Genomic DNA, 20,636 nt, shown 5'->3' with positions numbered 1-20,636 from the left:
GAAGTCACTCCAAAGTTGCATCGCCCCGTTTATTGCGTGAGCTCCGTTCTTAAAAATCCTTGAGCGGACTATAGCCAGCAGGTAGTAGTGCTTGATCCCTCTAAAGTGTGATTTGCGCTGCCGGCCACCCTGGAACAGTCCTTTCGCCAGTCCGACACATGTCGGCACGGCAAGGATGGCTGAAAAATCGGATTTCACAAGCCAAGCGCTTGCTTGGTGGCTCTGGCGTGCCCTTTCGGGCACGCCAGATGACGCTTAAAGCGTCGAGAGGAAGGTGCTGTTGTTGGCCTGCCATTCGGTGATGTCGACGCGGATACGCTTCTTGTCGAGCTTGCCGACGCTGGTCTTGGGAATTTCAGTAACAACGGCGATCTGACTCGGGATAGCCCACTTGCTCAGGTGCCCCTGTTCAACGTACGGCTTGAGGTGCTCCTTGAGTTCCCTGGCCCCGATCTGATGCCCTTCGCGAACCACCAACAGCGCAAATGGGCGCTCGCCCCACTGCGGATCGGCGATGCCCACTACTGCTACCTCACGTACCGCAGGGTGGCGACTGATCAGGTCTTCCAGGTCCAGGGAAGAGATCCACTCGCCACCGGTCTTGATCACATCCTTGATCCGGTCACGGATGTCGATCACGCCCATGCTGTCCAGGGTTGCTACGTCGCCGGTGTGCAGCCAGCCCCCGGCCCAGAGCTCGGCGCCTTTTTGCGGCTCGTTGAAGTAACCCTCGGTGAGCCACGGCGCACGCAGCACCAGTTCGCCCTGGGTTTCACCATCGGCAGGCAGGAAGTTGCCCTCGATGTCGACGATTGCCGCCTCGACCAACGGCCCCGGCACACCAGCCTTGATCCGGTAGGTGGTGCGTTCGTCTTCGGTGCCGGCCATCAGCTCATCGTTGAGGTGGGCGCATGATACCAATGGCCCGGTCTCCGACATGCCATAGGCGGCGGTCAATTGGATGCCCTTGGCCTTGGCGGCGTCGTACAGCGCATGGTTGAGCGCACTGCCGCCGATGACGATTTTCCAGCCACCGAAATCGACGTTTTGCGCCGCCTTGGCATTGAGGACCATTTGCAGAATGGTCGGCACGCAGTGGGAAAAGCTCACCTTCTCCTTGCGCCACAGCTCCACCAGATACTCGGGGTCGTAACGGCCCGGATAAACCTGCTTGAGCCCGAGCATGGTCGCCACATACGGCAAGCCCCAGGCATGCACATGGAACATCGGGGTGATCGGCATGTACACGTCGTTGGTGCCCAACAGCCGCACGCTGTCGATGGCGCCCATGATGGTCGCCACGCCCATGGTATGCAGCACCAGTTGCCGATGGGTGAAATACACGCCTTTGGGGTTACCGGTGGTGCCGGTGGTGTAGAACGTGGTGGCCACCGAGTTTTCGTCGAAGTCCTGGAAGTCGTACTGCGGGCTCGCCGCGGCCAGCAGTTGCTCGTACTCGCCGACAAGGTTCGGCAACTCGGCAGTTTTTTCCGGCAAGTCGGTCAGCAGCAGGGTTTTCTCCACCGTGGTCAGGTGCCCGGCAATCGCCTTGTACAAACCGACGAACTCGCTGTTGACCAGCACAAAGCGGTCCTCGGCGTGGTTCATGGTGTAGAGAATCTGTTCTGGCGACAGCCGCACGTTAATGGTGTGGATCACCGCGCCGATCATCGGGATGGCGAACATGCATTCCAGGTAGCGATGGCTGTCCCAGTCCATTACCGCCACGGTATCCCCGGCCTTCACGCCGGCCTCTGTCAGCACATTGGCCAGCCGCGCAACCCGCTCGATCAGGGTCGGATAGCTGTAGCGCAACTGATCGCGGTAGATGATTTCGCGAGTTTTTTCGTAACGGGCGCCGGACATCAGCAGCCGTTTAATCAACAGCGGATACTGGTAAGCGCCCTCGGCTGGAGGAATAACGCGAGTCTGCAACATAAGAGTCCCTTTTTGACTGCACAGTCTTGGCTGCTAAAGCTAAGCACTCTAGAGGCCTTGAACGCCAGCCAAATCAGCCAAAGGTATGATTTGCAGAACCGTACAAATGCTAGCTTTACGCCAGCACTTGCGAGAATTCGTCAGCCGTTACGCCATTTTTCCTACGGCAGCCTCGGCCGGTGTCCGGGGGAAAACCATTGCAGCCACGAAGGTCAACGCCGCAATACTCGCCAATATCAGGTAAAGACCTACAAAACCTTGGCGCGGTTCGACGAACGAAATCAGCGGAATCGCGGTAGCACTGGCACCGAACGATAAACAGTAACGCAGCGCGAAGACTCGGGATTGCCATTGCGGCGCGACAAAGTTGGCGACCATCGCATCATTCACCGTAACCTGGCCAAACACCACGAACATGAACGCCGCACCCAGCACGATCACGGCCCAGCCGTCGACATAGGCCAACCCGAACAACAGTGGCGCCTGGCACAGCGTCAACACTATGAACGGCCATTTCAGACTGAAACGATGCAAGACCCGGCCGATGCTCAACTGCGCCACGGCGCCGAAGGCATACGCCAGGCTGACCACGACGCCAAGGATTTGCGGTGAAGTAAACAAATCGTGCAGGCGTTCCTGAAACAATTTCGGATAGGTCATGGTCGTGGCGTTGAACACCACACCGCCGGTCGCGGTGGCCAAGGCCAGTACGCCGAACACCATGACCATGGAAATCCGCTGACCGGCCGCATCTTTGAGCGGTATGTGCGCACGCTTGGGGATCGGTTCTTCGCGCACCTGAAACGCGAAACCGATGCCCAGCCCAATCGCCACCATGCCAGGCAAAACGAATGCCGAACGCCAGCCGAGTTGCGCCACCAGCAACCCGGTGATCAGCGCCGAAAACGCCACGCCAAGGTTGCCCCACATGCCGTTGATACCGATTTCGCGGCCCCGGTTCTGCGCGTAAGCCACCAGCATCGCGGTGCCCACCGGGTGATAGATCGCGGCGAAAATACCGATCAGCGTCAGGCCGATTACCAGCATCGGTGCGCTGCTGCTCACGCCGGTAAAGATCGCCGAAGCGCCAATGCCGAAAAAAAACACCAGCATCATTTTCCGTCGGCTCCAGCGATCCCCCAGCCAGCCGGCCGGCAGCGAACAGGCGCCAAAGGCAATAAAGCCGCCGAGAGACAGGCCGATCAGCGCGGCGTAGTCCAGTGCGAAGGCCTGGGTCATGCCGAGAACGGCGGCGGGAAAAATCAGCATGAACATGTGATCGATCACATGAGCTGCGTTGATATAGCGGAGGACATTTCTGGACTGGTTCATCGCGGCACGCTTACGTTGTAGTGAGCGGCTTATGCTAAGTTGGCGAAAAAGAGTAATCCTGACAACAAAGTCATTGGATCTGACATGTTAATCAGCCATTTCCTGCACGGGCCGGTCAGCGCCTATCCGCGAGATTACGTGGACGGTGCTCACCAGGAACTGCATCAACACCGCGAAGCTCAGTTGCTGTACGCCGTTTGCGGCACCATGCGAGTGGTCACTGCGCAAGGTGCCTGGGTCATTCCACCAACCCGAGCCGTATGGATTCCACCATTGGTGGCGCATGAAATTTTCATGTCGGGCGAGGTGCGCATGCGTTCGCTGTTCATTGCCCCCGAACTGTCGCCGCCAACGCTGCAACAGTGCTGTGTGCTGGCCGTCACACCGCTGCTGCGCGAGCTGATCCTGCGCGCGGTGCAAGGTCCGCGACACGCGGAAAACTCATTGATTCAGAAGCTGATGCTGGAAGAGATCGCCAGCCTGGAAAACCTTCCGCTACACATTCCAATGCCCGAGGACCGACGCCTGCAGGGCATCTGCATGGCGCTGCTGCGCGCACCGAATCACTCCAACACCCTGGAAGACTGGGCACAACAGGTCGGCGCCAGCTCTCGAACCTTGGCGCGGCTGTTCCAGCAGCAACTGAAGATGAATTTCAATGCCTGGCGCCAGCAACTGCGCCTGATGGAAGCCCTGCCGCGTCTGCTCGCCGGGGAAAGCGTGCAGAGCGTGGCGCGCGACCTGGGCTACGGCAGTGCTCGGGCGTTCAGCGCAATGTTTCGCCGTTTGCTCGGGGAAAACCCTCGGGAATACCTGAACGCGCTGAACAAATTGAGCGAACTCAATCCCCCGTAGACACTCAGCGCGATCAATGCATCTCGGTGAACGCGAGTTTCACGCCGATGGCGATCAGCACCGCGCCCATGGTCCGGTCGAACCAGTGGCCCATGCGGGCGAAACCGGCGCGCACGCGTTGTTGACTGAACAACATCGCCACCAGGCAAAACCAGAGCGCCGTTGCCGCTGCCAGATAGATCCCGTAACCGGCCTGTACCGCCAGCGGCGTGTGCGGGTTGATCACCACGGTGAACAGCGACAGGAAAAACAGCGTGGCTTTCGGGTTCAGGCCATTGGTCACGAACCCCGCAGTGAAGGCGCCCCGCGCGGTGCGCTCACCCGCTTCCTGGTGCAGATCGTCAGCCGCAGGTTTGGCCGGTTGCGCGCGCAGGGCCTTGTAGCCGATGTACAGCAGGTACGCGGCAGCGGCCCATTTCAAGGCGTTGAACAGCACGATCGACTGAGACACGATCAGCCCGATCCCCAGCAGCGAATAACCGACGTGCAGGAAAATCGCCGAACCGACGCCCAGCGCCGTCCAGGTCCCGGCACGGCGACCGTGAGTCACGCTCTCCCGCACCACCACGGCGAAATCCGGGCCGGGGCTTGCAACAGCCAGCAGGTGAATCAGCGCAACGGTCAAGAATTCTGTCCAGTACATGGGGGCTCCTTTTGGCCAAGCGTAACTGCTCGTTTCATCTGGTAGGCTCGGCAGATTACGCCCTCAGTTCAATGCACAAAAGGTACAGTTGATGACGAACTCTCGCCGCGCCGTTTTCCTCGACCATCCGTCCCTGGACCTCGGCGATCTCGACCTCAGCCCACTACGCGAGTGCTTCAGCGACTTGCAGCTGTTCGCCCAGACCACGCCTGCGCAGGTGATCGAACGCCTCAAAGGCGCCACTGTCGCCATCACCAATAAAATCCTGATTGATGCGGCGGCCATGGCGGCCAGCCCCGAGTTGAAGTTGATCCTGATCACCGCCACCGGCACCAACAATGTCGACCTTGCTGCAGCCCGCGCCCACGGCATCACTGTTTGCAATTGCCAGGGTTACGGCACGCCGTCGGTGGCTCAGCACACGATCATGTTGTTACTGAACCTGGCGACGCGCCTGGGCGACTATCAAAAAGCCGTCGCCGAAGGTCGCTGGCAACAGGCGAAACAGTTCTGCCTGCTGGATTACCCGATCGTCGAACTCGAAGGCAAAACCCTCGGTTTGCTCGGCCACGGTGAACTGGGCGGTGCCGTCGCGCGGCTGGCCGAAGCGTTCGGCATGCGCGTCTTGTTGGGGCAGATTCCGGGCCGCCCTGCCCGCCCGGACCGCTTGCCGCTGGACGAGCTGCTGCCGCAAATCGACGCCCTGACCCTGCATTGCCCGCTCAACGAACACACCCGACACTTCATCGGTGCCCGTGAACTGGCCTCGATGAAGCCCGGTGCTTTCGTGGTCAACACCGCGCGCGGCGGCTTGATCGACGAACACGCATTGGCCGACGCCCTGCGCAACGGCCACTTGGGCGGCGCGGCCACCGACGTGTTGAGTGTCGAACCACCGACTGCGGGCAATCCGCTGCTGGCCCAGGACATTCCACGGCTAATCGTCACCCCGCACAACGCCTGGGGCAGCCGCGAGGCGCGGCAGCGAATCGTTGGCCAGTTGACGGAAAACGCTCAGGCTTATTTCAGCGGTAAAGCGCTGCGGGTCGTCAGTTGATAAACTGCGGCACTTTTTTTCAAGGAGCAGAGTATGGATCCGCGCAGTGAAGTACTGCTTCGTCAGGCCGAGTTGTTCCAGGGTTCGGTGCTGCTGGCCGGTTTGCCCGCCGACGACTTGCTGGGTCGCCTGCCCGAGACCCACGGCTGGTGCTGGCACGCCGGCGATCAAGCAGCACTGGACGCCCGTTTCGCCGGGCGCAGCCATTTTGGCGTGAATGCGCCCGAGCGCGAATTCGACAGCGCCGTGGTGTTTCTGCCCAAGTCCAAGGACCTGACCGACTATATCCTCAACGCCCTCGCCTCTCGTCTGGCCGGTCGTGAGTTGTATCTGGTCGGCGAAAAACGCAGCGGCATCGAAGGCGCGGCCAAGCAGTTGAACCCCTTCGGCAAACCACGCAAGCTCGACAGCGCACGGCATTGCCAGCTCTGGCAGGTCACCGTGGCCAATGCGCCAGAAGCCAAGTCGCTGGAAAGCCTGGCCCAGACCTATGAACTGCCATTGGCCGAAGGGCCGTTGAAAGTCATCAGCCTGCCGGGTGTGTTCAGCCATGGCCGACTGGATCGCGGCAGCGCCCTGCTGCTGGAACATCTGGACAAACTGCCCAGCGGCCACCTGCTGGACTTCGGTTGCGGCGCAGGCGTGCTGGGGGCCGCGGTCAAGCGGCGTTATCCGCACAACCAGGTTACCTTGCTCGATGTCGACGCATTTGCCGCCGCCAGCAGTCGCCTGACCCTGGCCGCCAACGGTCTGGAAGCGGAAGTGCTGACCGGTGACGGCATCGACGCAGCGCCCATGGGCTTGAGCGCGATTCTGAGTAATCCACCGTTCCATGTCGGCGTACACACCGATTACTTCGCCACAGAAAACTTGCTGCGAAAAGCAGCTAAACATCTGAAAAATGGCGGCGAACTGCGGTTGGTTGCCAACAGTTTCCTGAAGTATCAGCCGCTGATCGAAGAGCACTTGGGCGCGTGTGCGATCAAGGCTGAAGGACAGGGTTTTAGAATCTACCGGGCCAAGCGTGGCTGAAAACGCTTTTGTAAAAGAAGGCTTGCCCAATCGGATTTGCCTAGGCAGAATCCGCTCCGTCCTAGGGGAGTAGTCTCCCACGAGCGCCATGCTCGTCCGGCATACGTCAACATACTTGGTCCTCAGACCATGGCGTATGCGACCCACGCGTCCGCATCAGACGGATCGCAGGGTTTGACAAGACCTATGACACGAACACCTTACCCGGGGCGGGAAGGCTGTACGTGTCATAGCCGTGTCGACCCGCCCCTTAGGAAAACCCTGATGATGCTGGACTCTCTACTCGTTCCCACCGCAATCGTTGCCTTGGCCGAAATCGGCGACAAGACGCAACTGCTCGCACTCATTCTCGCCGCTCGCTTTCGCAAACCCTGGCCGATCATCGCCGGCATCGTCGCCGCGACCCTGGCCAACCACGCGGCGGCCGGTGCGGTAGGCGCCTGGTTCGGCAGTTTCTTCTCGAATGCGACGCTTCACTGGATCCTCGCCGCCAGCTTCGCCGCCACGGCGCTGTGGACACTGGTGCCGGACAAGATGGACGAAGACGAAGCCAGCACCGCCCGCAAGTTCGGACCGTTCCTGACCACGCTGATTGCGTTCTTCCTCGCGGAGATGGGCGACAAGACCCAGGTCGCGACCGTGATGCTCGCCGCGCAATACCCGGATCTGTGGCTGGTGATCCTCGGCACCACCGCCGGGATGTTGATTGCGAACGTGCCGGTGGTACTGGCGGGTAATTTTGCAGCGGAAAAACTGCCTCTGACTTTGATCCGTCGCCTGGCGGCGTCGGCGTTCTTCATCCTGGCGATTGTCGCGGTGTACAAGGCGATGCAGAGCAGTGGCTGGGTTTGACCCTGGATCTGGTGAGTAACAGATTGTGGCGAGGGGCCGTTCCGACAAGCCTCCTCGCCACAAGCCTCAGCACTTGATGATCAGGATTTCCTGGCTTTCTCGTACAACGGCATGACTTTCGGAATCGCCGCCTGCAACGACGCAATCCGACTGGCCGACGCCGGGTGAGTGCTCAAGAACTCTGGCGGTGCGCCTTCCGAGGCTTTGCTCATTTTGTTCCACAGGGTGATCGCAGAGTTCGGGTTGTAACCAGCGCGGGCGGCCAGTTCGAGGCCGATCAAGTCGGCTTCGTTTTCGTTCTCGCGACTGTTGGGCAAGGTCATGCCGTATTTGGCCACGGTGTCCGCCAGGGCCAGGCTGTCCTGCCCCAGACCGAGCAACGCACCGGCGCCCTGCTTGGCCATTTCGAGACCATAAGCCCTGGACATCGCTTCACGACTGTGCTCGCGCAAGGCGTGAGCGATTTCATGGCCAATGATGGCGGCGATTTCGTCGTCAGTGAGTTGCAGGGTGTCGATCAGCCCGCTGTAGAAAATGATCTTGCCGCCAGGCCCGCAGGAGGCATTCAGCTCATCGCTCTTGATCAGGTTCACTTCCCATTGCCACTGGGCCGAATCCGGACGAAACACCGGTGCCTGGGCAATCAGGCGATTGGAGATGGCCTGGACGCGCTTCGCATTGTTACTGGATTTATCCAGCACGCCTTTGGTGCTCGCCTCCCCGATGGTCTGTTGATAAGACTGGGCGTACATCTGGTTGACCTCGGAGGTCGACAACATACTGAACATGTATTGCGTGCGCTCAACGCCCACGGCGCCACCGCTGGTGGTGTTGACCGACTGACAACCGGCAAGCAGCAGACTCGCACTCAGTGCACACAAAACCAATGTCTTACTCATCAAGAAGCTCCCTGGAAACATGCCGCGTATCCTAGGTGGGGATTTGTATCGGCGCCAGATACAACGGACGTGTAGCACGTACATTTCAGACAAAGCCCCGATTACCGTAGGAAAAAATTCACACAACAGCGTCCACCGCGGCTGATCACGGCCAGCAATGATTCATTTACGACATCCAGCACTCTAAAACAGCCAATTCGTTACATCTGGCTCATGCCCCACCGCCCCAGTGCCGATACAGCTCTGCAGACGTCCTCTTGCGTGCGGAGCACCCATGAAATTCAAGTCGATCCAGTTTTCCGTTGCCGCCCTGGCCGGCGCCATTGTGCTCAGCGTTGTCGCAGCCCTGGTGCTGTACGCGCTGTTTTCCGGCGCCCGGACCCAAGACATGGTCCAGCAACGGACTCAGGCGCAGTTTGAGCAAGTCATCGAACAGCGCCTGACGTCGCTGGCACAAACCCAGGTCAGCCAGATCCAGCGCGAACTCGAAGCACCGCTGCTGATTGCCGGCGGTCTGGTGCGGGTCAACGCATTGATCGGCACACCAGGCGCCGACGGCCAGCCGCAACTGAGCCTTAGCCGCGAGCAACTGATCAGCCTGATCAAGGAAAACGTCGCCCGGAACCCGAAAATTCTCGGCACCTACATTGGGTGGGAAAAAAACGCCCTCGACCACAACGATGCGGCCTACGTCGACACCAAAGTAGTCGGCATCGACGCCAGTAACGGGCGCTTCCTGCCATGGTGGTTCCGTAACGAAGACGGCAGCCTGGGCCTGGACAAACTGGTCGACGTCGACGACCAGAAAACCTTGTCCACCGGTGTGCGCGCCAGCGAGTACTACCTGTGCTCCAAGGAAACCAAAAAATCCTGCGTGATCGATCCGGCGCCCTACAAGGTTGGCGACAAGATCGTCATGCTCGCCTCCTTCATTGAACCGATCATGCTCAACGGCGCGTTCCAGGGCATCGTCGGCGCCGACCTGTCGGTGAACTTCATCCAGGAAATGCTCCTGGGGGCGAATCAGAAACTGTACAGCGGCGCCGGAGAAATGGCCCTGATCGGCGGTAACGGCCGGATCGTCGCCTACACCAAAGACCCGAGCAAATTCGGCGAAAAGGTCAGCGACATCCTCGACAGCAAGCAGATTGCCAACATGGCCAATCTCAAGCGTGGCGAAGTGACTTACACCGTCGACAAGGCCCAAGGCCGGATCGAGTTGTACCTGCCCTTCGGCATCGGCCAGACCGACGCCCGCTGGACCTTGATGCTGCAACTGCCGCTGAACGCGGTGATGGCCGACCTGCAAAAACTTCAGAGTGACCTGGACGCACAGCGCAAGTCCGACACCTTTGGCATGGCCATGGTTGGCCTGCTGATCGCCGGCATTGGTTTGTTGGTGATCTGGCTGGTGGGCCACGGCATTGCCCGGCCGCTGAAGCAGATGGTGACCATGCTCGATGACATCGCCCAGGGCGAAGGCGACCTGACCCGCCGCCTGACCAGCGACCGCAGCGACGAACTGGGCTCGATCGCGAAGGGCTTCAACACCTTCCTGGCCAAGTTGCAGGCGATGATTACTCAAGTGGTGACTTCGGTGCAGAGCGTCAGCGACTCGTCGGAACACACCGCCGACATTGCCATTCGCACCAACATCGGTGTGCACAAACAAATGGCCGAGATCGATCAGGTCGCCACCGCCGTACACGAAATGACCGCCACCGCCCAGGACGTGGCGCGCAACGCCACCCAGGCCGCGCAAGCTGCCAGTCATGCAGATCAGGCGGCGGCGCAAGGCATGCAAATCGTCCGGGATACGTCGAATTCGATTGGTGTGTTGGCCATCGAAATCGGCAAAGCCGTCGGCGTGGTGCAGACCCTGGCCAAGGACAGCGAAAACATCAACGCGATCCTGACGGCCATTCGCGGCATCGCCGAGCAGACCAACCTGCTCGCCTTGAACGCGGCCATCGAAGCCGCGCGGGCCGGTGAACAGGGTCGGGGTTTTGCGGTGGTGGCCGATGAAGTACGCAACCTGGCGCAGAAAACCCAGAAGGCCACGGAAGAAATCCAGACCATGATCCAGCAACTGCAACAAGGCACCCGCGATGTGGTGCGGGTCATGGAAGACAGTCAGAACCGCACCGACGAAAGCGTGCAGCACGCGGCGAAAGCGGCCCAAGCGCTGGAGACCATTACGCAAGCGGTGTCGGTGATCAACGACATGAACACCCAGATCGCCAGCGCCGCCGAGGAACAGAGCGCGGTGGCCGACGACATCAACCGCAACGTGATCAACATCGGGCAAGTAGCCAATGAAGTGGCTGGTGGTGCGGATGAATCGAGCGCAGCGAGTGCGGATTTGACCAAGTTGGCGGAACAGCAGCGCCGGTTGATCAATCAGTTCAAGGTTTAGGGTTCAATGACGCGGAGCGTCCATGGCTGCATTCCCACGCGGAGCGTGGGAACGATCATTACGCGCTCAGCCCGGGGTCAAACACTCCGGCCCATTGAGCTTCGGATCATTCACCATGTTCGCCAGCACCCGCTCGCGCAGCGCCGCGGGTTCGCTGGCCAGCAGCGCCTGCAAGGCATGTAGCGGGGTTTCAGGATTGAGCCAGGCTTCCTGCCCCGCCGCATCGAGAATCAACGGCCGACGCTGACTCGAAGCAGGTTGGGTGATCACCGCCGTACTCAGCCATACCTGCTCCTGCACTGGATACGCTTCCCAGATCGCCGCGAAGTAAAGCGTCGAGCCCTCCCCCGGAGTCAGCCAGTATGGACGTTTGCGCGTAGTACCGCGCCACTCGTAAAAACCATTGGCCGGCAGCAGACAACGGCGCAGGCGCAAGGCTTCGCGAAACATCGGCTGTTCGGCAACGGTTTCGGCACGGGCATGGGCCGGCGTGCGGGACAGGTCGGTCAGCCACGGCGGCGTCAGGCCCCAGCGGGCGCGGGCCAACTCACGCTGCCCGTCTGCACCGGCACGCAGCATCAACACCGAATCGTTGGGAGAAATATTCCACTGGGCCTGCTGATCGGCGGGAAATCCGGGCAGGGCTGCGAAGGCGGGGTTCCAGCGAAACAGGGCATAACGTCCACACATGGGGCAATACGACTCTTGATCAAACGAACGTCAGCCTAACAGACCAGCGTGCCGGGAAAGCTGTCCGGTTCATCGCCGGACAGCGGCAGCGCGGCATTGTACGCGGCGATCAGTTCCCGCGCGTATTGCGCCTGGTCGTTATCGACCGATACACCCAGCAGGCCGAATATCGGCAATTCCCCGGTACCGCCGATCAAATCCCGGCCCACCAGATGCGCCTCGATGCCTTCACTGGCCAGCATGCTTAGCAGCAATTCGCCTTCCATCAGGTTTTCCGGCTCGTAGATACGCTGCATGGGTGAACCCCTTCATTCGTTTTCGCTGTAGACGTCGAGGTGCCACTCCTCGCCGTGAACCTGCAAGACAAAGGTAATGGGACGACAACACACCGGACAATCCTCGATATAGGTCTGATCACCGCCAGACAAATCCAGAACAGCCTCGACTTCTTCACCGCAATACGGACATTCATACTGCGCAGTTTCCAGCATCGCGGTCTCCCAGGTGACTTGTGCGTATAATCGCCGGTCTATTTACAGGGCTATTTTTGTCTGACTACCTTTCAGACCGTGCCCCGTTGGTTTTCGATCAATACCTTTACTTACCCTAGCCGTTTCTAACAAGAGAGCATGATGGGCGAATTCGATGCCATCCGACCTTACGACGACAGCGAAGTCCCAGCAGTGCTGGCACGTCTGCTCGGCGACAAGGCGTTTCTAGATATCCTCACCCACTTCCGCTTCCCGCGCTTTGCCGGTGCCTTCGGCTGGATGCTCAAACCTCTTATAGCGCATCGGCTACGCCGTGAGTTCGCCGACGTCACGTCAGTGGCCACGTTGCAGGACAAAGTCGAGTTTTACGTCGACCACACCATCGAGCGCGCCACGGACGGGGTGACCTACACCGGCGTGGAGCAATTCAAGTCCGGCAGTGCCTACCTGTTCATCGCCAACCACCGCGACATCGTGATGGACCCTGCCTTCGTCAACTACGCCGTGTACCACGCCGGCCTGCCGACCCCACGCATTGCCATTGGCGATAACCTGCTGCAGAAGCCTTTTGTCAGCGACCTGATGCGCCTGAACAAGAGCTTCATCGTGCACCGTTCGATCACCGGTCGTCGCGAGAAAATGGCGGCGTATCAATTGTTGTCGGCCTACATCAACCATTCGATCCGCAACGATTGCGCCTCGATCTGGATCGCTCAGGCTGAAGGCCGGGCCAAGGACGGCGACGACCGCACCGAGTCGGCGATCCTCAAGATGTTCCACATGAGCCGCAAGGACGAGCCGTTCGGCGAAGTCATCCGTTCGCTGAACCTCACCCCGGTGTCGATCAGCTACGAGTACGACCCCTGCGACCAGGCCAAGGCCCGCGAGCTGTACATCCGCGCCACCACCGGCACCTACACCAAGGCGCCGGGCGAGGATGACGCGAGCATCGCCAAGGGCATCACCGGTTACAAAGGCCGGGTCCACGTGAACTTCGCCGCGCCGATCACCGAACTGTTCGAAGACACCAAGCAATTGGCGATCGAAATGGACAAGCAGATTCTGGGCGGTTACCGGTTATTCCCGGTGCATTACCTGGCGTATGCGCAGTGGAAAGACGCCGACCCGCAATTGCAGGTGCCGAAAGCGGCCGAGCTGTTTGCGGCAGATGAACTGGCCAAGGCTCAGGAAGAATGGCAGCGTCGACTGGAAGCTTGCCCCGAGGAACATCGTCCGTTCCTGGTGCTGCAATATGCGATGCCGGTGCGTAATCAGTATCGGGTCAAGGCCGGGCTACCGTTGTAGGGTAATGGCTGGATACGACAACGGCGCCTTCGGGCGCCGTTTTTGTTTGTCTTGGTGCAGTAGGTCAGTCAGACACTGTAACTGTGTCAGAACTTCAGACGCGAGTACTGACCCACGACACCAGCAGCGCCATCCCAAGGCAGGCAAAACCGAAGCGATAGAAAAACCGGTTCATGCGCAAGGTCGCCCAATCGAGCGTCGGCTCTTCGCTGGGTCGGCTCTGGCGCTGGGCTTCGATACTGGCCATCGCGCGCTGTTCACGACGACGGGTGGCGTGCAGCAACCAGCCGCCCGGGCAGGCGAACAGCAAGGCCAGCAGGTTGATCAGTTTGGCGGGATGAGCGGTAAAGAGCGAAATCAATTGCAGCGACATCACAAACCTCAGGCAAACCGGTGTAACAGACGCCGGGACCGACGACCACGGCGCGGATTCTACCGAAAGCGCTCCGGCCTGCCCCCCCTTTCCGACAAATAACGAAACCATTTAGCCGATTATTGTCCTGTGTCACGGCGCCGTCATCTGAATCCGCCAGTCTGTCGCCCTTCGAAACCGACACGGACCGCGTCATGCTCCACGCCGAAAACCAGGATCGTCTTTACCTCATTGCCCAAAGCGACGAACAACAAACCTTAGTCGGCAGCCTCGCCTTCAATGTACAGGACCGGCATTGGCTGGTGTATTGCGCGTTGGGCGGGCATCAACATGCGGATTTGCCGGAGACGGATTTGCTGACCGGGGTGAGTGTTCTGGACTTCTATTCGCAAGCGGCTTGATTTCCCTTGCTGGAACGGCAGGCACAAAAAAACCCGGCGCCATCACTGGCGCCGGGTTCTTTAAACAAGCTACAAACCGTTACTCGCCAAGCACCTGACCAATCGTCGGGTCCTTGAACAAGCGGGTCAACGCATCACTCAGCACATCACTGACCAGCTTGGTATTGGTTTCCTGATTCGGCGCCATGCCAAAACGCTGATCCAGCGACGCGCCGTAGCGACCGCTGTAACGACGGTTGGCATTCTGCACATCGGAACGGAACGTCGCGCCAATTGTAGCTTCAGTCACATACAAACCTTCTTTGGGCGACTGATACTTCAGCTCGGCCAGGGTCACCGTCAATTGCGGCGCATTCAGCGCATTGGCCGTCGGCGTGAAGCCCAGCAACCGCACGGCCGCCTCAGCTTGAGCCTGCAGCTTCGGCAGAATCTGCGCGCCCTGCACCGTGATCGCACTGGTCTCCGGGTACAGACCGCCACGGGTCCCCAGGGTTGGCGATGGACGACCGTCCACCACACGCACCACCACCGGCTGACCATGGCCGACCGGCGCCAGCTGAGCCGTCAGCTTGGGTTCCGGGCTCAGTTGTTGCGGGCTGTGGGCGCAGCCGACGAGGGTCAAACTGGTCACAGTGATCAAACCGAACAACAGGCGTTGCAACATGCTCTTCTCTCCAGAATCAGGCAACTAACGATGCCCGCAGTATAGCGGTGCGCCACTGCGGCGAACTAGCTTCGCGCAACGATTACTGAAATCTCTGACAAACCCGGCGCAGCGCGGTTCCTGTCACACCTTTGTCACCGCCCGCTGGCAACCTTTATGGCAGTCACCCCCAAAAGGTACGTTGCCATGCGTTTTCTCGTCTCCCTGTTCGCGCCACGCCCGCTGCACCGCAGTTTCGCCCTGCTCGACCACAATGGCCACTGCCAGGCCTTCAAGCAGTGCAGCCTCCAGCCCATGGGCGATGGTTGGGTCGAAATCGAAGAAATTCGCCTCAACTGGCTGCACCAGCCTCTGCCCGCCAGTGCCCGTGTCAGCCAGCACCAGCCACGTGCACGCGCGCAGCAACTGCTGACCACCTGACCCGACGCCTAATAAAAGTCATTAAACACGACCATTTCCCTGCGTTTCTTAGATACAATCTCCCCCCGATTATAAGGACGTCTCCTGATCGGGCCTCGCAGCATCGTTCAATGCCTCGGTATTGACACCCCGCACCGCCCACAGAGAGCCGCCCACACAGATCGAGTGAAGCTGGCGCGCTTGCTGTTTCTCAAGCAAAACCCCCACTTTTCGCGAATCTGCAGAGCTGTCATTACGCTCGGTCACTGAGCTGTTTGCCCGTTTTTGCTGCCCATGCACCCCATGGCGGCAATCCATCCGGGCACGGTGCCAGGCTGGGACAGCCCTTTTTTGAGGTTCACGTCTTCAAAAGAGCGTGAAAAAAACGGGTTTTCACAACTTCACAAGAGTGTGGCGAGCAAATGAATAGTTTTGCGTCTGAAAATGCACCATTAGCGTCTACAACAGCCCAACGACACAGGACCGAGTACTCCTCGAACACCGGAGCCTGAAGCCTGTCCGCTACGGATTTGGTTGCACAAACGGATGTCTCGACCATAAGTCGAATTGCCAGCCGCGTGCCGAAATGAGTTCATGTGACTCTTGAAGCCAGGCCGCATGCATCCGTCGAAGTTGCGAAAAATTGCGAAGATTCGGACATGGCGATCCTGGCCATGGGTACCTGGGGCATCACTGACACGCCCCGGAACGCCTGGCAGCTATGCCGACAATTTGGTGCTGCAGATTTTGGAGACGCGTTAAATGGCGCATAACGAAGCAGTCGACGTAGTACTGGTTGGGGCCGGCATCATGAGTGCCACCCTCGCTGTACTGCTTAAAGAGCTCGACCCCGCGATCAAGCTGGAAGTCGTCGAGCTGATGGATTCCGGTGCCGCGGAGAGTTCCAATCCGTGGAACAACGCCGGTACCGGTCACGCCGGGCTGTGTGAGCTGAACTACACGCCGCAGGCCGCTGACGGCACCGTCGACATCAAGAAAGCCGTGCACATCAACACCCAGTTCGAGGTGTCGAAGCAGTTCTGGTCCTACCTGACCAAGAAAGGCACCTTCGGTTCGTGCAAATCGTTCATCAGCCCGGTGCCGCACCTGAGCTTCGTGCAGGGTGAGAATGGCGTGTCCTTCCTCAAGGAACGCTTCAAGACCCTGAGCAAGCACCATGCCTTCTCGGACATGGAATACACCGAAGACAAAGCCAAGATGGCCGAGTGGATGCCGCTGATGATGCCGGGCCGTCCGGCTGACGAAGTCCTCGCCGCCACCCGCGTGATGAACGGCACCGACGTCAACTTCGGCGCCCTGACCAACCAACTGCTCAAGCACCTGACCAGCGCGCCCGATGCCCAGGTCAAGTACTGCAAGCGCGTCACCGGCCTGAAGCGTAACAACGGCGGCTGGACCGTCAGCATCAAGGACGTCAACAGCGGCAATACCCGCGAAGTCGACGCCAAATTCGTCTTCCTTGGCGCCGGCGGCGCGGCACTGCCGCTGCTGCAAGCGTCGGGCATCGAAGAAAGCAAAGGCTTCGGCGGCTTCCCGATCAGCGGCCAGTGGCTGCGTTGCGACAACCCGGAAGTGGTCAAGCACCACCAGGCCAAGGTCTACAGCCAGGCCGCGGTCGGTTCGCCACCAATGTCCGTGCCGCACCTGGACACCCGTGTGGTCGATGGCAAAAAGTCCCTGCTGTTCGGACCTTATGCCGGTTTCACCACCAAGTTCCTCAAGCACGGTTCGTTCATGGACCTGCCGATGTCGGTTCGCGCCGGCAACATCGGTCCAATGCTGGCCGTGGCCAAAAACAACATGGACCTGACCAAGTATCTGGTCAGCGAAGTGATGCAGTCGATGGAGCAGCGCCTGGAATCCCTGCGTCGCTTCTACCCTGAAGCGAAAGCCGAAGACTGGCGCCTGGAAGTGGCCGGCCAACGGGTGCAGATCATCAAGAAAGACCCGAAGAAAGGCGGCGTTCTGCAGTTCGGTACCGAACTGGTCGCGGCCAAGGACGGTTCCCTTGCCGCTCTGCTCGGCGCCTCGCCAGGCGCCTCGGTGACCGTGTCGATCATGCTGGAATTGATCGAGAAATGCTTCCCGAACAAGGCCAAGGGCGAGTGGGCTGCCAAACTGGCGGAAATCTTCCCGGCTCGGGAGAAAGTCCTGGAAACCGACGCTGCGCTGTATCGCAAGATCAATGCGCAGAACAACGTCGCACTGGAACTGGTTGAAGCAAGCAGCGAAACCCAAAGCTACGCTTGATTCAGCCGCATAAAAAACGCCCCGTCCTCATTGAGGGCGGGGCGTTTTTTTGTGTGCGGTGAAACAATCTTGTGGCGAGGGTGCTTGCTCCCGCTTGACCGGGCTGGCGCACCAGTGCGCAGCGCTCACAAAATCTCCGCCATTCGCAGCATTTTGGGGCCGCTTCGCAGCCCAACGGGAGCAAGCTCCCTCGCCACAAAATTCCAGTGTGCCTGACGTTAACCGCGAGCCTTGTCGATCAACTCGATGTACTCGGCCGCGTTACGTTGATCCTGAATCAGGGCCACGAAGTCATTGCCGTGCTCATCCTTGCCGTCCAGATCGTAGCCGGCTTCGACAAAGAACGTCAGAAAACGCTCGAAGTCATCGATGCGCAGACCGCGGTAGGCCTTGATCAGTTTGTGCAGCGACGGTGAAGTGGCGTCGACCGGCTCAAAATCGAGGAACAGTTTGATCTGCGCATCGCCGATCTCGTCACCAATCACTTGCTTCTTATCTTTACGCATTGCCGACTCCAGCTCGCAGACATTTCACAGGGCGGGCAGTTTACCCCTGCCTTGATGCCGGGCTCAACGCGGACGAACGCTGCCGGTGTGCAGATCGGCCCAGATATGGCCGTTGGCGTAACTCAGAAACTGGCAATACACCGTGTCGTTGCGCAGCAAGTCGATCACTACCCGGTACTGGGCCAACGGGTAATAGAGCGTTAGCGTTTTGCTTTTGTTGTCGTAGATCGGCTTTTTCAGGCTTTTGCTTTCGCCATCGAAGTTGACCAGCACCTGGCTGATGGTCGCACCCTTGTTCAAGGGTTTGCCCTTGAGGCGGATCAGCAAGGGTGAGGTGACCGGGATCGGTTGTTGGTTGGACTGACGTTGGCTGCCGAGGACCACCGAATACTCGGTGACCTGCAACAGTTGTTGCTGCTCGGGTTCCGCTTCACGCAGAGTCAAGTCGTCCGGGGGCAAAAACTGCACATGCATCGGTGCCGGAGCGGCGGCCAGGGGTAGGCTGAAGACCAACATCAGGGCGGCGCAGCTGCGGATCAAAAGACTCATGACAGGCTCCTGGGACGAGGCCGAGCACTCTAGCATGATGATCAATCGGGCGAATAACCGATCCAGATCAATACTCTCGAAGACAAGGCTGGGCATACTGAAAGAGCCTTCAGCCCTATTTCGACGGCGTGCCGTCTACTGTGGAGTCCCTATGCCATTCTCCATCCCCCCGTTATTCGCAGCCTGGCGTCAAACTCTGCGTGCAGGTTATAGCCTCAGACGCTTGCGCGGCGACATCAGTGCCGGGGTGACGGTAGGGATTATCGCCATTCCCCTGGCCATGGCCCTGGCGATTGCGGTGGGAGTAGCGCCCCAGCAAGGTTTATATACGGTGCTGATCGCGGCCCCCCTGATCGCCCTGACGGGAGGCTCGCGCTTCAATGTCAGCGGGCCGACAGCCGCGTTCGTGGTGATACTGCTGCCGATCACCCAACAATATGGCCTGGGTGGCCTGCTGCTTTGCACCATGCTTGCCGGGGCCATCCTGATTGCCTTGGGGCTGATTCGGGCCGGACGGCTGATTCAGTACATTCCTTATCCGGTGACCCTGGGCTTTACCGCCGGGATCGGCATTGTCATCGCCACGCTCCAACTAAAGGATTTGCTGGGCCTGAGTACCACCGGGCATGCCGAACATTACATCGAGCAATTAGGTGCGCTGCTCCAGGCATTGCCCAGCGCCCGCCTGGGGGACGGAATCATCGGTGTCATGTGCCTGGCGGTTCTAATCGTCTGGCCGCGGTTTGTGCCAAGGGTTCCGGGGCATCTGGTGGCGCTGGCCATCGGCGCAATGTTGGGGCTGGCGCTGGAAAGCGGCGGGTTACCGATTGCGACGCTGGGCGAGCGCTTCAACTATATCGTCGATGGTGTCAGCCACCCCGGCATTCCGCCGTTTCTGCCGAGCTTCGACTGGCCGTGGAATCTGCCAGGACCCAATGGTCAGCCGCTGCATCTGTCTTACGACCTGATCCGCCAATTAATGGCACCAGCGTTCGCCATTGCCATGCTCGGCGCCATCGAATCGTTGTTGTGTGCGGTGGTGGCCGATGGCATGACGGGCAGCAAACATGACCCCAACGCCGAACTCCTGGGTCAAGGCATTGGTAACCTGGTCGCACCGTTGTTCGGCGGCATTACCGCCACCGCGGCGATCGCCCGCAGCGCCACCAACGTGCGCAGCGGGGCGTTTTCGCCATTGGCGGCAATTATCCACAGCGCGGTGGTGCTGCTGGCGATACTCGTCCTCGCCCCGCTGTTCAGCTACTTGCCGATGGCCGCGCTGGCGGCGCTGCTCGTGATGGTGGCGTGGAACATGAGCGAGGCCCGGCATGTCGTGCACACCCTGCGCATTGCACCACGCAGCGATGTATTGGTCTTGCTGACCTGCCTGAGCCTGACAGTGCTGTTCGACATGGTGCTGGCCGTTGCCGTTGGGCTGTTGCTGGCCGCCGGGTTGTTCGTCAAGCGCATGAGCGACCTCACGGACACCGCCGAACTGCCTCGAGAGTTCCATCAAGCCTTACAGGATTTGCCGGAGCATGTTCGTTGCTATGCGATACGCGGACCGTTGTTTTTCGGTGCAGCGGAAAAGGCCCTGGGCGTGCTGCGCAAATTCAGCCCGGAGGTCAAAGTGGTGATTGTCGAGATGAGTGCCGTGTCCATGCTGGACATGACGGCGTTGGCAGCCTTCGACAATATCCTCAGGGATTATCGCACCGACGGCATCGGCCTGATTCTGGTCGGGACGGCTGCGCGCGTGCGCCTGAAACTCAGGCGCGCGGGCATCCATCGGGAACAGCGTCAATTGGCTTACGTGAACAACCTGGAACAGGCTCGACGCAAAAGCGAACGCTGGCTCGTCGGGCAGGACTGAGCGCGCGGTTCAAGCGAACTGCGCACGCATTCGGATGGGAGATCTGCCTTCAAGCATCAACGTGTCTGGCGGCTGAAACCGCCCCCAGAC

21 protein-coding genes, 1 pseudogene and 1 riboswitch are annotated in these 20,636 nt (G+C 59.8%); of the genes and pseudogenes, 11 read left to right on the top strand and 11 right to left on the bottom strand.

The features are described from left to right. Positions 1 to 255: 255 nt before the first annotated feature. Both FFH90_RS05625 and FFH90_RS05620 read right to left on the bottom strand, forming a co-directional pair. Entirely contained in the window at positions 256 to 1,938 is a 1,683-nt protein-coding gene (locus FFH90_RS05625; RefSeq protein WP_111454525.1) for a fatty acid--CoA ligase, read from the bottom strand. A 147-nt stretch (positions 1,939 to 2,085) separates the two neighbouring features. After that, on the bottom strand, positions 2,086 to 3,270 hold the full coding sequence (locus FFH90_RS05620; RefSeq protein WP_111454524.1) for an MFS transporter: 1,185 nt from the start codon (positions 3,268 to 3,270) through the stop codon (positions 2,086 to 2,088). Between the two features lie 84 nt (positions 3,271 to 3,354). On the opposite strand from FFH90_RS05620, the gene FFH90_RS05615 reads away from it, so the two are divergent. Beyond that, entirely contained in the window at positions 3,355 to 4,125 is a 771-nt protein-coding gene (locus FFH90_RS05615) for a helix-turn-helix domain-containing protein (protein ID WP_111454523.1), read from the top strand. A 13-nt stretch (positions 4,126 to 4,138) separates the two neighbouring features. Here the strand turns inward: FFH90_RS05615 and FFH90_RS05610 are convergent, their stop codons facing one another. Next, on the bottom strand, positions 4,139 to 4,768 hold the full coding sequence (locus tag FFH90_RS05610) for a LysE family translocator (protein ID WP_019582369.1): 630 nt from the start codon (positions 4,766 to 4,768) through the stop codon (positions 4,139 to 4,141). A 91-nt stretch (positions 4,769 to 4,859) separates the two neighbouring features. Between FFH90_RS05610 and FFH90_RS05605 the strand changes: the two genes are divergently transcribed. The 3 genes from FFH90_RS05605 to FFH90_RS05595 all read left to right on the top strand — a co-directional run bounded on the left by FFH90_RS05605 (position 4,860) and on the right by FFH90_RS05595 (position 7,709). After that, a complete protein-coding gene (locus FFH90_RS05605; protein ID WP_064616189.1) occupies positions 4,860 to 5,825 on the top strand; it encodes a 2-hydroxyacid dehydrogenase in 966 nt (321 codons plus the stop codon). Between the two features lie 33 nt (positions 5,826 to 5,858). Continuing rightward, on the top strand, positions 5,859 to 6,857 hold the full coding sequence (locus tag FFH90_RS05600; RefSeq protein ID WP_111454522.1) for a class I SAM-dependent methyltransferase: 999 nt from the start codon (positions 5,859 to 5,861) through the stop codon (positions 6,855 to 6,857). Between the two features lie 52 nt (positions 6,858 to 6,909). Then, positions 6,910 to 7,032: riboswitch (yybP-ykoY riboswitch) on the top strand. A 92-nt stretch (positions 7,033 to 7,124) separates the two neighbouring features. Beyond that, entirely contained in the window at positions 7,125 to 7,709 is a 585-nt protein-coding gene (locus tag FFH90_RS05595; protein ID WP_026286682.1) for a TMEM165/GDT1 family protein, read from the top strand. Between the two features lie 80 nt (positions 7,710 to 7,789). On the opposite strand, the gene FFH90_RS05590 is transcribed toward FFH90_RS05595, so the two are convergent. Beyond that, positions 7,790 to 8,608, bottom strand: a complete 819-nt coding sequence (locus FFH90_RS05590; protein ID WP_018929596.1) for a M48 family metallopeptidase — start codon at positions 8,606 to 8,608, stop codon at positions 7,790 to 7,792. 274 nt (positions 8,609 to 8,882) lie between these two features. Between FFH90_RS05590 and FFH90_RS30615 the strand changes: the two are divergent. Both FFH90_RS30615 and FFH90_RS30610 read left to right on the top strand, forming a co-directional pair. Continuing rightward, positions 8,883 to 10,169 (top strand): annotated as a pseudogene (locus FFH90_RS30615) (HAMP domain-containing protein); the annotation flags it as partial. 12 nt (positions 10,170 to 10,181) lie between these two features. Continuing rightward, a complete protein-coding gene (locus FFH90_RS30610; protein WP_370741153.1) occupies positions 10,182 to 11,024 on the top strand; it encodes a methyl-accepting chemotaxis protein in 843 nt (280 codons plus the stop codon). A 66-nt stretch (positions 11,025 to 11,090) separates the two neighbouring features. Here FFH90_RS30610 and FFH90_RS05580 read toward each other — a convergent pair whose 3' ends face one another. Genes FFH90_RS05580 through FFH90_RS05570 form a run of 3 tightly spaced genes read right to left on the bottom strand, consistent with a single transcriptional unit; the run spans position 11,091 to position 12,205 of the window. After that, positions 11,091 to 11,714: an SOS response-associated peptidase gene (locus tag FFH90_RS05580; protein ID WP_007939796.1), complete on the bottom strand. Its 624-nt coding sequence runs from the start codon at positions 11,712 to 11,714 to the stop codon at positions 11,091 to 11,093. 35 nt (positions 11,715 to 11,749) lie between these two features. Then, positions 11,750 to 12,010: a putative signal transducing protein gene (locus FFH90_RS05575; protein ID WP_007939795.1), complete on the bottom strand. Its 261-nt coding sequence runs from the start codon at positions 12,008 to 12,010 to the stop codon at positions 11,750 to 11,752. 12 nt (positions 12,011 to 12,022) lie between these two features. Next, a complete protein-coding gene (locus FFH90_RS05570; RefSeq protein ID WP_018929594.1) occupies positions 12,023 to 12,205 on the bottom strand; it encodes a CPXCG motif-containing cysteine-rich protein in 183 nt (60 codons plus the stop codon). Positions 12,206 to 12,343: 138 nt separating this feature from the next. On the opposite strand from FFH90_RS05570, the gene FFH90_RS05565 reads away from it, so the two are divergent. After that, positions 12,344 to 13,510 (top strand): 1-acyl-sn-glycerol-3-phosphate acyltransferase, encoded by a 1,167-nt coding sequence (locus FFH90_RS05565; RefSeq protein ID WP_064616186.1) that lies wholly within the window; start codon positions 12,344 to 12,346, stop codon positions 13,508 to 13,510. A 94-nt stretch (positions 13,511 to 13,604) separates the two neighbouring features. Here the strand turns inward: FFH90_RS05565 and FFH90_RS05560 are convergent, their stop codons facing one another. Continuing rightward, entirely contained in the window at positions 13,605 to 13,883 is a 279-nt protein-coding gene (locus tag FFH90_RS05560) for a hypothetical protein (protein WP_007939791.1), read from the bottom strand. A 194-nt stretch (positions 13,884 to 14,077) separates the two neighbouring features. Between FFH90_RS05560 and FFH90_RS05555 the strand changes: the two genes are divergently transcribed. Next, positions 14,078 to 14,284, top strand: a complete 207-nt coding sequence (locus FFH90_RS05555; protein ID WP_018929592.1) for a hypothetical protein — start codon at positions 14,078 to 14,080, stop codon at positions 14,282 to 14,284. A gap of 79 nt (positions 14,285 to 14,363) precedes the next feature. Here FFH90_RS05555 and FFH90_RS05550 read toward each other — a convergent pair whose 3' ends face one another. Next, positions 14,364 to 14,948, bottom strand: a complete 585-nt coding sequence (locus tag FFH90_RS05550; RefSeq protein ID WP_018929591.1) for a YajG family lipoprotein — start codon at positions 14,946 to 14,948, stop codon at positions 14,364 to 14,366. Positions 14,949 to 15,134: 186 nt separating this feature from the next. On the opposite strand from FFH90_RS05550, the gene FFH90_RS05545 reads away from it, so the two are divergent. Both FFH90_RS05545 and mqo read left to right on the top strand, forming a co-directional pair. Further along, complete coding sequence (locus FFH90_RS05545) at positions 15,135 to 15,368, top strand: hypothetical protein (RefSeq protein ID WP_064616185.1); 234 nt, start codon at positions 15,135 to 15,137, stop codon at positions 15,366 to 15,368. 741 nt (positions 15,369 to 16,109) lie between these two features. Then, a complete protein-coding gene (mqo, locus tag FFH90_RS05540) occupies positions 16,110 to 17,618 on the top strand; it encodes a malate dehydrogenase (quinone) (RefSeq protein ID WP_018929589.1) in 1,509 nt (502 codons plus the stop codon). A 218-nt stretch (positions 17,619 to 17,836) separates the two neighbouring features. On the opposite strand, the gene FFH90_RS05535 is transcribed toward mqo, so the two are convergent. Both FFH90_RS05535 and FFH90_RS05530 read right to left on the bottom strand, forming a co-directional pair. Then, on the bottom strand, positions 17,837 to 18,124 hold the full coding sequence (locus FFH90_RS05535; RefSeq protein WP_018929588.1) for a PA4642 family protein: 288 nt from the start codon (positions 18,122 to 18,124) through the stop codon (positions 17,837 to 17,839). A 63-nt stretch (positions 18,125 to 18,187) separates the two neighbouring features. Beyond that, positions 18,188 to 18,673 (bottom strand): hypothetical protein, encoded by a 486-nt coding sequence (locus FFH90_RS05530; protein WP_019651163.1) that lies wholly within the window; start codon positions 18,671 to 18,673, stop codon positions 18,188 to 18,190. Between the two features lie 151 nt (positions 18,674 to 18,824). Between FFH90_RS05530 and dauA the strand changes: the two genes are divergently transcribed. Beyond that, positions 18,825 to 20,546, top strand: a complete 1,722-nt coding sequence (dauA, locus tag FFH90_RS05525) for a C4-dicarboxylic acid transporter DauA (RefSeq protein ID WP_138866802.1) — start codon at positions 18,825 to 18,827, stop codon at positions 20,544 to 20,546. Positions 20,547 to 20,636 lie beyond the last annotated feature (90 nt).

Origin of the sequence: Pseudomonas sp. ATCC 43928, assembly GCF_005938665.2 — a bacterium.
In the GTDB taxonomy this organism is placed as follows: Bacteria; Pseudomonadota; Gammaproteobacteria; order Pseudomonadales; family Pseudomonadaceae; genus Aquipseudomonas.
Note: the sequence above shows the minus strand (reverse complement) of the source record. Positions and strands in the feature narration are given on the sequence as shown.